The following is an 11,891-nucleotide window of genomic DNA, read 5'->3' on the forward strand; positions in this document are numbered from 1 at the left end:
AACTCAGAACCTCACTCGAATAATGTTTGGGCAATATTTCTTACCGCTGCTTTTTCCCGGTCATCTTCTAGCTTTTCAACAATCCCTCGTTCAACTGCACGAAGCGGCGGGATGTATTGCGCAAGATCACATGTGTCTAGGAGTGCGCGAATGGATGCTGCTTCTTCACTTACCTGCCCGTTGTGTGCCTGTGTAATGAGGTCTGATGAGAGCTGCACGAATTGATCGATTAACCGTTCATCCTTTAATACAGATTGAGATTGAAGTACATCCTTTAGGATGCCGCCGCCAATATATGGAACGTCAATCACAACAAATCGGTTTTTTAACGCTTCATTTAGAGGCACTGTGCCGACATATCCTTCATTGATTGCCGCAATTACACCAAAGCCTTCATCTGCTCGAACGACCTCGCCTGTAAATGGATTTGTCATCATTTTTCTGTAGTCGAGTACACCGTTTAAAATAGGCAGTGTTTCCGGCTTCGCCATGTTGATTTCGTCAATATATAAAAGATGGCCTTTTTTCATTGCTTTCGTTACGGGTCCTTCAATAAATTCAATAGAAGCAACTTGACCATCATTGTGAATGGTTTTATAGCCAATCAAGCTTTCTGCATCAAGATCAACCGAGCAGTTCACACTGTGCATCGGCTGCTGAAAGAAAGCAGATAAAGTTTCTGCTAGTTTTGTTTTACCTGAGCCGGTCGGCCCTTTTAAAAGAACATTTTTGCCGAGTGCTAGTGCAATCATCGCATCTTGTATGATAGACGTATCCTGTGATGCATAGCCGCCTGTTCCAATAAGCGGACGGAATTCTTCTTCTAGTCCTTTTGCTTTTGCTTCAATCATTGCTTGAATTTCTTCTGGGAGTGATTGTTCGTTAAACATATATGATTAATTCCTCTCTTCGATCATTTTCCTCACCAAGTATACTAAAAAAACCTTTATGCACTCAATACATAAAGGCTAGGCATCTGTTATTTTACCATTTCTTTTGTAATCGCTCCGCAAGCGATGCGTTTCCCTGAGTTTCCAGAAGGGTTGCTTAAGTAATCATCTGCTTCTGCATGAATGATAAAGCTCCGCCCATTATGATCGATTAATTGGTTTGGACCTCCCTTTAACGTCACATCTGGTACATTCACGACAACATCAATTTGTCCATCTGCCCCAACTTCTAAATTAGGCATATCTCCAGCGTGGTGGCCTTTTGGGTTATCAAATCCATGCTCCCGGTGTGTTGGATTAAAGTGAGCCCCTGCCGTTTCAAAATCTGGCGCTTCACATACTCCTGTTTCGTGAATATGGAAGCCATGAGGACCTGGCGGCAGATCTTTCGCTTTCACATGTAAATCCAGCCCATTTTCTGAGGAATCTCTTACTTCGATGCTGCCTATTTTTTGTCCGTTTTCATTGATGAGTGTCGTGGTAACTGGTACTTGTTTAGGTGCTGCAACCTCGCTGGTTTCTTCTGTCGTTTCTTTTTTCGGCGGTGCATGACATGCTGTTGCGACAAAGACCAGACACATCATGATCATCCACACTGACTTTTTCATATGACTGCCCCCTTTTGATATCAGTATGGACAATCTGATCAATAGGCAAACAAAAAAAGCCGAAAATCGGCTTTTTTTAGAAGAAACGTTTTGCACCTAAATAGGCTTTTTTCCAATATGGGTTGCTTAAGTTCGAGATCCCAACTCCGCTGTCACTTGCATGAAGGAAATCTCCTCCGCCAAGGTATAGTCCCATATGAGATGGACCCGCTTTGTATGTTGTGAAATAAACAAAATCGCCAACCTGAGGTGCGCTCACAGGTTTCATCATACTCCAGTAGCCTGCTGTGCTTAATCTGGATACAGACGAAACTTTATTAATGAGGTAATAAACAAAGCCGCTGCAGTCAAAACCAGATGGTGTATTGCCGCCCCATCTGTAAGGAATGCCTGTCAGCTTTTTCCCTTCTTGGATCATCGTCGTGATTTTTGCATTCATCGGCACATCATTTTTGTTATTATTGACCGGAGTTGTCGAACCGTTAGACGTAGAACCATTCGACCCAGTTGAGCCTGAAGCTGCACCATTAATTTTTAGAACTTGTCCAATTCTAAGCACATCGCTTTTTAAGCTGTTTGCTGTGCGGATGGATTGAACCTGCACTTTAAATTGATTCGCAATTTTCCATAAAGAATCGCCTGATTTTACAGTATAAGATGTCGTTTTCCCGCTTGAAGGCGGGTTGCTTGGTTTAGCAGGTGCTTTCGGCTGACTTGGTTTTGATGCAGCCGTCCCTTTTACTTTCAATACTTGATTCGGATAAATCATATCAGATTTTATCCCATTCAATGTTTTGATTTCACCAATCGACATATTGAGCGAATTCGCAATTTTCCAGAGAGAATCCCCTAATTTGACCTTGTATGTACTTGATGATGATGAACTATTTGAGTTCGTTGTCTTATTGTTTGAGCCGGAATTTGAAGAGGAGTTTGATGACTGTCCCCCGCTTGTCTTCGTGCTTCCAGATACCTTTAGCTTTTGTCCAGGACGAATTAAGTCACTGTTTAAGCTGTTTAGACTTTTCAAGCTTGCGACTGACATTTTATGATTTTTTGCAATGAGCCATAAAGAGTCTCCAAGCTTTACAGTGTAGCTTGATGTCGTTGAAGCATTTGATTTCGTTGCTTTTGATCCAGTTGACGAGCTGGATTTTTTGCTTTTTGCACCAGGAATTTTCAAGCTTTGTCCTGCAAAAATCATCGTCGTTTTTAATTGATTAAGAGATTGAAGCTCCGAAATACTTGTATTGTACTGTTCGGCAATCTTCCAAAGTGAGTCACCGCTTTTCACCTTAATCGTCTGTGCTTCTGCCGGTGCAGCAAACACAGCTGAGCCAGCAATCGCTGAAACTGTGAGGCCGGTTACTACTTTTTTCTTCATAGATGAATCTCCGCCTTTCATGATTTCATTCAACAAGACTTATGTACTAGTTTTTAGTTTAGCATTTAATGATTCTGATTCTCTTGCACTATTTTATCTTTATTTCTATTATATTACTCGACATGTAGACGTTGGGCAATAACAAATAGGCTAAAGCAGTCAACTCAAAATGCTAAAACAAAGCCATATCGTTTCTATCGGCTGTTTGCTTTATTTATAAACATTTTTTAAGGAATTTTTAAGTTGACGTTTAGAAATTTGTCAAAACAAGCACGTTGCTAGTTTCATAGTTCTATTCTACATGACAAATTTTTCTGTATCAAATGACTTTTTACTCAATTGCCTGTTTTTTCTCCTTAAATGAAAAAAAGCATCCTTCCGAATGAAGAATGCAGCGATTCATTTTTATTTCCTTATTTCAGGTTCTTTTACAGTGAGCGGATAAAGGACTCCTTCTTTCGCAAATGACATTTTTCCCGTTTCTTCTGATACGACGAGAACAAGTGCGTCGGTCATACCAGAGAGTCCGATCGCAGCCCTGTGTCTTGTCCCGAGAGAAGGACTGACTTTTTTTGAAGTAAGCGGCAGCACATTTGCCGCAGATACAAGTGTATTTTCTTTGACTAAAAGAGCACCATCATGAAGTGGATTTCCTGGGTAGAAAATGCTTTCTATTAATGAAGCACTAATTTTCGCATGAAGATTTGTCCCTTTTTGAATAAAATCCTCGACCTCATCCCGCCTTTGAATCACAATAAGTGCTCCGTGCTTTTGTTTTGATAAGCTCTCAATGGCTAACGAAAATTGAGCAAATCCAGGTGTGAATTCTTCCATATACGATTGTAAATAAAACGAGGAAGCCTCTGCATGCATTTCATTAAACTCATCATGTAATGACTCGAGATCACAAAGTAGACATTGTTCGATCTCATCAAGGGAATCGATAATGGCACTTGCATCCTTCATGATTTTCATCAAGTGTGTTCTCATGCCCACTTTAAATAGCGCTTCTTCATTCGTACGATTGATCATTTGACCTTTTCCCTCCTCCTTTTGTTGTCATAAAATAACAAATTGTGTGCATTCTATTGATACGGAGGTGACTTAATATGACCATTCAAAAAGTGATTCAATATGCTTGCAGCATTTTAGGTGTTGTCAGTCTTTCCTTTATTTATGCCCAAATGTTTAAAAAAACGAAGCCATCTAAGAAAAATAATCCGACGGAGAATTGATTTTTTTACATAGCATGATATAATTCCTCTCGTTATTTCTGTTCAGAGAGGAACTGATGATGAGAGAAACAAATAGCATTCGAGCTAAGGTGACACTATTTTTAACCATTTTGATTCCGATTTTAATCACTCAAGCGGGTCTTTCGCTTATTACGTTTTTAGACACCGTGATGTCTGGAAAAGTGAGTGCAGAAGACCTTGCGGGGGTTGCGATCGGTTCTAGTATTTGGACACCCGTTTATACAGGGCTTGCTGGTATATTGATGGCCGTTACGCCGATTGTCGCTCAGCTGATGGGCGCTGGGCATAAAAAAGATGTTCCCAAGGCTGTCTTTCAGGCGATTTATTTATCCTTTCTTTTAAGTATCTGTGTGATTGCGATTGGTACGATCAGCATCCCTTACGTTTTAGGTGGACTTGGACTTGAGCAATCCGTAGAGGATATTGCGCGGCATTTTCTCAGCTTTCTTGCTTTTGGTATCATCCCGCTGTTTGGTTATTCGGTACTTAGGTCATTTATTGATGCATTAGGGAAAACACGTGTGACGATGTTTATCACGTTAACAGCACTTCCTATTAACTTTGCTTTAAACTATGTATTTATTTTTGGGAATTTTGGCTTTCCAAAGCTTGGCGGTGCAGGAGCTGGCCTTGCATCTGCGATGACGTATTGGGCGATTTTCATCATGAGTATTTGTATTGTCATGAAAGCAGAACCCTTTGCCTCATTTCATTTGTTTCAAAAACTACCTCGAATCAATATCTCCCGTATGAGACAAATACTGAAAATCGGTCTTCCTATCGGGTTTGCGATCTTTTTTGAAACGAGTATCTTTGCAGCAGTCACGCTATTAATGGGTCACTTTGATACAGTGACGATTGCAAGCCACCAGGCTGCGATGAACTTTGCTTCTATCTTATATATTTTACCGCTCAGTATCTCAATGGCTTTAACAATTGTCGTTGGGTTTGAAGCCGGTGCCAAGCGGTATAAGGACGCGCAAAGCTACAGCTATATCGGAATTGGAACGGCGGTATTATTCTCCTTGTGTACGGCAGCACTCATTTTGTTATTTAGACAAGAGATTGCTGGTTTATACACAGCTGAATCAGCTGTTTTACAGATGACACAGCACTTTTTGATTTATGCGATCTTTTTCCAGCTGTCAGATGCAATTGCTGCACCCATTCAAGGGGCTCTGCGCGGCTATAAAGATGTGAACTATACTCTCATTGCCGCATTTGTTTCTTACTGGGTGATCGGTCTTCCTTCCGGCTATCTGATTGGCACCTATACCTCATTTGGGGCATTTGGCTATTGGATTGGTCTCATTGCAGGACTTGCCGCTGGTGCCATCGTCCTCTTTATCCGCCTCAGGTTGATTGAAAAACGATTGCTTCAGCATGCACTCAATCACTAAATACGACATAAAAAAACAGCTGATCGATGTCAGCTGCTTTTTTCTTAGTCATTCCATTGGTACGTCCAGAAAATTTCTTCATCGAACCATTTTTGGACGACAGGTTCTTTGTTTTTCAGCTTCTGTTCAAGCTCTCTCAGCATGCCTTCTGTTTGCGTTCTATGCGCTCTCAGTGCATTTAATTTGATATCTGCTACATCTGTAATGTCGATCATAATATCTGCATTTCCCAGCACTTCTTCTCTATTTTTCGTAATGGCCATGCAGTATGTGACAGGACGGTCTTCTTTTTTCTTACGGTAAAGAGCGCGAATAACAGCTTCACCTGTCGCATCATGATCAGGGTGTACACCGTGTCCTGGATAAAACGTGACAATCAGTGTAGGTTTGACTTCATCAATGATGGTTTCCATCACATCAGCTAAATACTCGTCGTCTTCAAATTCCAATGTTTTATCACGAAGTCCAAGCATACGTAAGTCTGTGATATCCATTTCTTTGCAGGCATTGATTAATTCCTGTTTTCTTAATTCTGGAAGTGTTTCACGGTTAGCATATGTTGGGCTGCCCATATTTCTGCCCATTTCCCCAAGTGTCCCGCATGCATACGTAACTGGGATTCCGCGTTTTCTGCTTTGTGCAATGAGACCTGCAACCCCAAAGGATTCATCATCTGGGTGAGGCAGCATCACTAGTACATGTTCATTCATGACTCGTCACCCTTTCTTCTACACCTGAAATGGTGTTTCACTAATTTGTAATGAGATCGCTAGTTTCCCGTCTGGCAAGTGCCCTGCTAACAGCAGTCGACCTTTGTCATCAAACACATAATCCGTTAATCCTTCTGCGTAAATCCAGCCATCTTCTGTTTTCATTCCAACACGGTACGGACCTTGTCCTTTTATTTTCGCCTGTGAATAGACGACTTTCGCATTGCGGATATAGGCCACGACCGTCATATTTTGTTCATTTACATGAGCTGAATAAGAACCAGTTGTCGTTTCAAGATGAACGAAGACTGGACGATTTAAAAACGATTCAAGATGTGCTGTGACATCTTCCGTTTGAATTGGTTTCATGAGTGGTTCCTTCCTTCATTTTGAATTAATTCTCGCAGCTTTTTTGTATGTAAGCTGATCAGCTGCAGCTGATGATCATGCTTAAGCTCACTTTCTAATATTCTCTCTACAGCGAGCACATATTTTTGATGTAATGATTTTCTCGCCCGCGGATGGGTGCGCGCATCGCTTAAATCATCACATATCGCCTCGAGTAAAGAAGACATATCATCGACATCAAGCTGACGATTTTTCCATAAAGATTGATAAGCGGCTGTAAGCTCATTGGCTGATGACATGTAATCACCTCTACAGTTTTGGTAACAACTTATTATGACATGATCCGCCTTCAAAAAAAAGCAAACTGCTCGTTGGGCTTAATGAGAATTCGCTGTTTTTTTCATGCGTAATTGAGAGGTCGTAAACAATAAAATCGCCACCCAGATACAAAGAAACGTTACGATTTTTGCTGAAGATAAATGCTCGTGATACACAAATAACCCCAAAAACAGTGTAATCGTCGGTGCAATGTATTGTAAAATGCCCACTTGATAAAGAGGAATTCTTTTTGCGCCTTCAGAGAATAAAAGAAGCGGCACCGCTGTAAAGACCCCTGCAAAGAATAAGAGACCAAGCGATCCAAAGCTGTTTGGATTCATTGTCACTACAGGTTCTTTTAAGAAGAACAATAAGTACACAAGTGCCGCCGGGGCTAGAAGCAGCGTTTCAATTGTCAAACCAATTGCACTCGTGAAGCTCATTCTTTTTTTAATCAATCCATAAAAACCGAAGCTAAAGGCAAGTAATATCGCAACAACAGGAAATGAACCGTACTGAACCGTGGAAAGAATCACCCCAGCGGCGGCAATCAGAATCGCAATGGTTTGTAATTTATTGAGTCGCTCTTTCAAGAAAATGATACCTAGTAAAACAGAAACGAGCGGATTAATATAATACCCTAAACTAGCTTCTAGCATGAGATGATGGTTGACTGCCCAAATGTACACATACCAGTTAACCGAAATTAAAATAGCAGATAAAAGTAGTGAAAAAAGTGCTTTACCATCCAGCATGAGACCCTTCACTGTCTGCATCGCCGGCCGGACTTGTTTTAAATATAGAAGAATACCGCACATAAAAACAAATGACCATAAAATTCTGTGCGCTAAAATTTCGCCTGACGAAATATGCTCCATCAGTTTCCAATATAACGGGAATAATCCCCATAATGTAAAAGATGCTGCCGTATAGAGAACACCTTTTGATTGCTGCTGTTCGTTCAATCTAACCATTCCTTTCTAAACCTATCGTATATTATAGCACGCACTCAAGTGAATGGGCATATACTAATTCAGGGCATTTAGAAAGGATGATTTGCATGTTTGACTGGAACCGATTATTCCCTTTTCAAAAGCAATTTTCAAAAGAAGCCTTAAAGAATTCAGACCCTAAAGATGTTGAGCAGTACGTCAATCAAGTGATGGAAAGTGTATTCGGCTCCAATTATCCTGCTCAGTTCCCTTTTCAGGACCCACTCTCTCAAAACCAAAAAACGAGAGAAACAGACGTCAAAAAAGAAAAAGAACCCGAAGTTGAAGTGTTTGAAACCACTGATCACGTGTTCGTTAAAATTGAGCTTGCTCGGCCGAACACAGAAAAAGTAAAAATTAAACATACAGCCAACCTGCTGTTTATTGATCATTTTCCTGAGGAAGGCACGCAGAAGAAAGTCGTCCTCCCTGCTGCTGTAAAAAGAAAAGGAACGAAGGCATCGTATCAGGACGGTATTTTGGAGATTATGTTTTTAAAACATGATGATCCGGGGATCTCAGAAATCGATATTCCATTATAAAAAGCCTGCTTTCATATAGAAGCAGGCTTACTCTTTTTTCTTAATAGTATGGTGGATATCCGCCGCCATAAGGTGGTGGAGCAGGCGGTGGTGGTGGCGGGTAATAGGGACGGGGATAATTAAAAATCGCACTTCCTAAAAATCCGCCAAGTAGTCCGCCGACTAAAGGAGCGCCAAAACCAAAAAACAAAGGGACTCTGGATTCATATGGCGGAATGCCAGGGGCGCCGCCTCGGAAATACGGAGTATGAGGGTACATGCATTTCTCCTCCTTTGTCATGTGCCTAAGATCAGCATATTCATTAGGAGTCAAAACGTTTGGGCAAACCTGAAACTAGGCTTGCTCCTTTTTTTCATGAGATTCCGTATACTCCCCTGCCCACCTAGATACCTCATGAAACACTTCATTTAACGCATTTCCTTTTTCAGTTAAACAATAAATGACTTTAACAGGCGTCTCAGGCAGTACAGTTCGCTCTATAATCCCTTCTTGCTCAAGTTCCTTTAAACGCTCTGCGAGCATTTTTTGACTGATAGATGGGATAATGTCCGTCATGTCTTTAAAACGCTTTGGACCATCAAGCAATACATGAATAATGAGACCATTCCACCTTTTGCCTAGCAGTAAAAAAGCTTGCTGAATGTGTGGACATAATTGAAATTCCATAAATTTCAGCCTTTCTTTTCATGATTGTTTGACAAACTAATGGTATACAATTTAAAATATATTTCTAGTTACAATAAGTAAGTTTCTCACTTTTTAGTTATTGTACCATACTATTTGCAAAAACGGGAGGAAATATCCATATGGCGACTGATCAAAAAACGATTGACATTTTAAAACAAAGAGCTTCAGTAAAAGAGTATGATACAACTCATGAAATGACAAAAGAAGAGTTAACAGAGCTTCTTGATATCACAACAAAAGCACCATCTGCGTGGAACCTTCAGCATTGGCATTTCACTGTTTTCCATAGTGCTGAATCTAAAGCGAAGTTACTTCCTATCGCTTACAACCAAAAGCAAATCTCACAAGCATCAGCTGTTATTGCTGTACTAGGTGATCTTGAAGCCAATCAAAATGGTGAAAAAATCTACAGTGAGCTGGCAGAACAAGGCTTCATTACTGAAGACATCAAAGAAACATTGATGACTCAAATCAATGGCGCATACCAAAGCGAGCAGTATGCACGTGAAGCTGCATATTCAAATGCTTCATTAGCTGCTATGCAATTAATGATTGCTGCAAAAGCAATGGGCTATGATACATGCGCAATGGGTGGTTTCAGTAAAGACGCCTACATCAAAGAATTCAATGTAAGCGGCCGATATGAGCCAGTCATGTTGATTTCAGTTGGTAAAGCAGCGAAAGAAGCTCATAAAAGCAATCGTTTCGACATCGAAGAAGTATCTGATTTCCTTTAAAATTGGCAAGGCCTCAGCTTTCATGCTGAGGCTTTTTTTATTTGGTTTAAATATTATTCCTACAAACTTTCTTTACACTTTACCCCTTTTCATCTTCACCCTTTCTCCTTTTTAAGAATGAAAGCGTTATAGTAGTATGGTATTCAGCGAAATGATTGTTTTTTCTGAAAATGGTCTTGTGATCTAATCTGACAACTGCTATTATTATGAAATTACAAAAAATTCAGGAGGAAATCATGAATAAAAAATTGATACTGGCACTACTTATAGCGATTCCATTCATCGGACAGCTCGCACTGCTGCCCTTTGCGAATCGTATTCATCCATTTGTGATAGGGCTGCCCTTTTTCCACTTCTGGCTCTTACTATGGATTGTTCTCACACCAATTTGCACATTTATCATTTACCGGATGCAACATTCAAATGGAGGAACTGACTAATGCAAGGAAATTTAACAGCTTTATTGATTACAGCAAGTATCATTTTCATCGTCGTGGTCATCGGATTTGCCGCTGGCCGGGATAAATCATCCAGACAGTCAGTAGAGGAATGGTCTGTCGGCGGGAGAAAATTTGGCGGGCTGCTCGTCTGGTTCCTCGTTGGCGCAGATTTATACACAGCTTATACTTTTTTAGGGCTCACTAGTACAGCCTATACAGCTGGAAGTGTCGCTTTTTTCGCTATCCCCTATTCAGTTCTAGCGTATTTTATTGCTTATTTCTTCTTACCAAAGCTATGGACGGTTGCGAAAAATCACAACCTCACAACGCTCGCTGATTATGCACGTGAGCGGTTTGACAGCAAGCTGTTATCCAGTCTGATTGCGATTATTGGAGTACTTATGCTCATTCCTTACATTTGTCTTCAGCTAAGCGGGATTCAAGATACGTTAACTGTCGCTGGTACTAGTTATATTAATGTGAATGCAGTTGTTATCATTTCATTTATTTTAGTCGCACTTTATACATTTTTCAGTGGTATTAAAGGTCCTACATATACAGCCATTATTAAGGATATTCTCGTTTGGGTCATCATGCTGTTTATGGTTGTTTCACTGCCAATCATTCATTTTAACGGCTGGACCCCGATGATGAATACGTTAGCTAAGGAAGCACCGCAGCTTCTAACAATTCCTGACGGCGGTCCTAAAGGCATTTTATGGTTCATTACCGCTTCAGGCGTTTCTGCCCTTGCTTTGTTTATGTGGGCACATGCGGCAACTGGGGTTTTTACAGCCAAAAGTGCAGATGCCATCCGTAAAAACAGCATGTTTTTGCCTCTTTATAATATTGTATTGATTTTGGTCATCTTCCTTGGATTTATTGCCTTTTTAGTTTTACCTGAAGATACAAATCCAAGATTTGCTCTTCTTCATTTAATTCAAACGTCATATGGCGGCGTGATGCAGGGACTCGCTTATTCAACAATTGCACTGGCTTCCCTCATTCCATGCTCGATCATGGCCATTGGCGCATCGAATTTATTTGCCAATAATTTATACCGTGACTTAATTCATCCGAATGTATCACCTAAAAGGTTGACCATCATCACTCGTTCAATGGTGTTTATCGTCATTGGACTGGCCCTTTTATTCGGGATGCTCTTCCCAACAGCACTTGTGACGCTTCAGCTCATTGGCGTTTCAGGAATGGTTCAAATCTTCCCAGCCATTGCGATCAGCTTGTTTTGGAAAAAACAATCGAGAGAAGCAACGATTGCCGGGTTAGTGGTTGGCATCATTGTTACCTTTACAGCCAATATCACACAAGTAACGTTCGGTCTTTATGAAGGTTTTCTCGGTTTACTAGCAAACGTTGTGGTCATCTTGATATTGAATCCATTCTTCCAAAAGAATGTCACAGCCAATTCTGTAACAAATGATCTTTTTGAAAAAGATAAAGAAAAAACAGAAGCAATCGCAAACAACGCGTAAACATAAAAAGAGCAGTCCCCCTGCG

The 11,891-nt window shown here is 40.6% G+C and carries 16 protein-coding genes; 6 read left to right on the plus strand and 10 right to left on the minus strand.

Translation table 11 applies throughout. The annotated features are described in order from the left end of the window. Positions 1 to 11: 11 nt before the first annotated feature. The 4 genes from C6W21_RS05125 to cdaS all read right to left on the minus strand — a co-directional run bounded on the left by C6W21_RS05125 (position 12) and on the right by cdaS (position 3,974). On the minus strand, positions 12 to 890 hold the full coding sequence (locus C6W21_RS05125) for an ATP-binding protein (protein ID WP_106055989.1): 879 nt from the start codon (positions 888 to 890) through the stop codon (positions 12 to 14). 89 nt (positions 891 to 979) lie between these two features. After that, entirely contained in the window at positions 980 to 1,558 is a 579-nt protein-coding gene (locus tag C6W21_RS05130) for a superoxide dismutase family protein (protein ID WP_106049571.1), read from the minus strand. Between the two features lie 76 nt (positions 1,559 to 1,634). Further along, on the minus strand, positions 1,635 to 2,942 hold the full coding sequence (locus tag C6W21_RS05135; protein WP_142392844.1) for a C40 family peptidase: 1,308 nt from the start codon (positions 2,940 to 2,942) through the stop codon (positions 1,635 to 1,637). 405 nt (positions 2,943 to 3,347) lie between these two features. Beyond that, positions 3,348 to 3,974, minus strand: coding sequence for a sporulation-specific diadenylate cyclase CdaS (gene cdaS / locus C6W21_RS05140; protein ID WP_106049573.1), 627 nt, complete (start codon positions 3,972 to 3,974; stop codon positions 3,348 to 3,350). A gap of 77 nt (positions 3,975 to 4,051) precedes the next feature. Here cdaS and C6W21_RS19355 point away from each other — a divergent pair, with 77 nt between their 5' ends. Further along, positions 4,052 to 4,177 carry a hypothetical protein gene (locus C6W21_RS19355; RefSeq protein ID WP_003215647.1) on the plus strand — a complete coding sequence of 42 codons (126 nt, stop codon included), beginning with the start codon at positions 4,052 to 4,054 and terminating at the stop codon, positions 4,175 to 4,177. A 59-nt stretch (positions 4,178 to 4,236) separates the two neighbouring features. After that, entirely contained in the window at positions 4,237 to 5,598 is a 1,362-nt protein-coding gene (locus tag C6W21_RS05145; protein ID WP_106049574.1) for an MATE family efflux transporter, read from the plus strand. A 44-nt stretch (positions 5,599 to 5,642) separates the two neighbouring features. Here the strand turns inward: C6W21_RS05145 and bshB2 are convergent, their stop codons facing one another. From bshB2 to rarD, 4 genes are all read right to left on the minus strand, one after another. Beyond that, positions 5,643 to 6,308 carry a bacillithiol biosynthesis deacetylase BshB2 gene (gene bshB2 / locus C6W21_RS05150; protein WP_106049575.1) on the minus strand — a complete coding sequence of 222 codons (666 nt, stop codon included), beginning with the start codon at positions 6,306 to 6,308 and terminating at the stop codon, positions 5,643 to 5,645. An 18-nt stretch (positions 6,309 to 6,326) separates the two neighbouring features. Next, entirely contained in the window at positions 6,327 to 6,677 is a 351-nt protein-coding gene (locus C6W21_RS05155) for a YojF family protein (RefSeq protein ID WP_095408795.1), read from the minus strand. Continuing rightward, the gene (locus tag C6W21_RS05160; RefSeq protein ID WP_106049576.1) at positions 6,674 to 6,955 is read right to left on the minus strand and encodes a hypothetical protein; all 282 of its coding nucleotides are present in this window, start codon (positions 6,953 to 6,955) and stop codon (positions 6,674 to 6,676) included. The genes C6W21_RS05155 and C6W21_RS05160 overlap by 4 nt, the downstream gene beginning before the upstream one ends. Positions 6,956 to 7,033: 78 nt before the next feature. Next, the gene (gene rarD, locus C6W21_RS05165) at positions 7,034 to 7,939 is read right to left on the minus strand and encodes an EamA family transporter RarD (RefSeq protein ID WP_106049577.1); all 906 of its coding nucleotides are present in this window, start codon (positions 7,937 to 7,939) and stop codon (positions 7,034 to 7,036) included. A gap of 95 nt (positions 7,940 to 8,034) precedes the next feature. Between rarD and C6W21_RS05170 the strand changes: the two genes are divergently transcribed. Next, entirely contained in the window at positions 8,035 to 8,508 is a 474-nt protein-coding gene (locus C6W21_RS05170) for an Hsp20/alpha crystallin family protein (protein ID WP_106049578.1), read from the plus strand. A 40-nt stretch (positions 8,509 to 8,548) separates the two neighbouring features. Here C6W21_RS05170 and C6W21_RS05175 read toward each other — a convergent pair whose 3' ends face one another. After that, positions 8,549 to 8,767: a hypothetical protein gene (locus C6W21_RS05175; RefSeq protein ID WP_024422697.1), complete on the minus strand. Its 219-nt coding sequence runs from the start codon at positions 8,765 to 8,767 to the stop codon at positions 8,549 to 8,551. Positions 8,768 to 8,842: 75 nt separating this feature from the next. Next, entirely contained in the window at positions 8,843 to 9,175 is a 333-nt protein-coding gene (locus tag C6W21_RS05180; RefSeq protein ID WP_106049579.1) for a winged helix-turn-helix transcriptional regulator, read from the minus strand. Positions 9,176 to 9,315: 140 nt separating this feature from the next. Here C6W21_RS05180 and C6W21_RS05185 point away from each other — a divergent pair, with 140 nt between their 5' ends. The 3 genes from C6W21_RS05185 (at position 9,316) to C6W21_RS05195 (ending at position 11,866) form a co-directional block, all read left to right on the plus strand. Beyond that, the gene (locus C6W21_RS05185; RefSeq protein WP_003215532.1) at positions 9,316 to 9,933 is read left to right on the plus strand and encodes a nitroreductase family protein; all 618 of its coding nucleotides are present in this window, start codon (positions 9,316 to 9,318) and stop codon (positions 9,931 to 9,933) included. Between the two features lie 236 nt (positions 9,934 to 10,169). After that, positions 10,170 to 10,373, plus strand: coding sequence for a DUF3311 domain-containing protein (locus C6W21_RS05190; RefSeq protein WP_034660942.1), 204 nt, complete (start codon positions 10,170 to 10,172; stop codon positions 10,371 to 10,373). Beyond that, complete coding sequence (locus C6W21_RS05195; protein ID WP_106049580.1) at positions 10,373 to 11,866, plus strand: sodium:solute symporter family protein; 1,494 nt, start codon at positions 10,373 to 10,375, stop codon at positions 11,864 to 11,866. The genes C6W21_RS05190 and C6W21_RS05195 overlap by 1 nt, the downstream gene beginning before the upstream one ends. The last annotated feature ends 25 nt before the right edge of the window (positions 11,867 to 11,891 follow it).

The sequence above is a fragment of the Bacillus sp. NMCN1 genome (assembly GCF_002998085.1).
Classification (GTDB): domain Bacteria; phylum Bacillota; class Bacilli; order Bacillales; family Bacillaceae; genus Bacillus.

Coding starts and splice junctions, on each gene's coding strand:
- C6W21_RS05125 (WP_106055989.1), bottom strand. CDS start 890: ATGTTTAACGAACAATCACTCCCAGAAGAAATTCAAGCAATGATTGAA.
- C6W21_RS05130 (WP_106049571.1), bottom strand. CDS start 1,558: ATGAAAAAGTCAGTGTGGATGATCATGATGTGTCTGGTCTTTGTCGCA.
- C6W21_RS05135 (WP_142392844.1), bottom strand. CDS start 2,942: ATGAAGAAAAAAGTAGTAACCGGCCTCACAGTTTCAGCGATTGCTGGC.
- cdaS (WP_106049573.1), bottom strand. CDS start 3,974: ATGATCAATCGTACGAATGAAGAAGCGCTATTTAAAGTGGGCATGAGA.
- C6W21_RS19355 (WP_003215647.1), top strand. CDS start 4,052: ATGACCATTCAAAAAGTGATTCAATATGCTTGCAGCATTTTAGGTGTT.
- C6W21_RS05145 (WP_106049574.1), top strand. CDS start 4,237: ATGAGAGAAACAAATAGCATTCGAGCTAAGGTGACACTATTTTTAACC.
- bshB2 (WP_106049575.1), bottom strand. CDS start 6,308: ATGAATGAACATGTACTAGTGATGCTGCCTCACCCAGATGATGAATCC.
- C6W21_RS05155 (WP_095408795.1), bottom strand. CDS start 6,677: ATGAAACCAATTCAAACGGAAGATGTCACAGCACATCTTGAATCGTTT.
- C6W21_RS05160 (WP_106049576.1), bottom strand. CDS start 6,955: ATGTCATCAGCCAATGAGCTTACAGCCGCTTATCAATCTTTATGGAAA.
- C6W21_RS05170 (WP_106049578.1), top strand. CDS start 8,035: ATGTTTGACTGGAACCGATTATTCCCTTTTCAAAAGCAATTTTCAAAA.
- C6W21_RS05175 (WP_024422697.1), bottom strand. CDS start 8,767: ATGTACCCTCATACTCCGTATTTCCGAGGCGGCGCCCCTGGCATTCCG.
- C6W21_RS05180 (WP_106049579.1), bottom strand. CDS start 9,175: ATGGAATTTCAATTATGTCCACACATTCAGCAAGCTTTTTTACTGCTA.
- C6W21_RS05185 (WP_003215532.1), top strand. CDS start 9,316: ATGGCGACTGATCAAAAAACGATTGACATTTTAAAACAAAGAGCTTCA.
- C6W21_RS05190 (WP_034660942.1), top strand. CDS start 10,170: ATGAATAAAAAATTGATACTGGCACTACTTATAGCGATTCCATTCATC.
- C6W21_RS05195 (WP_106049580.1), top strand. CDS start 10,373: ATGCAAGGAAATTTAACAGCTTTATTGATTACAGCAAGTATCATTTTC.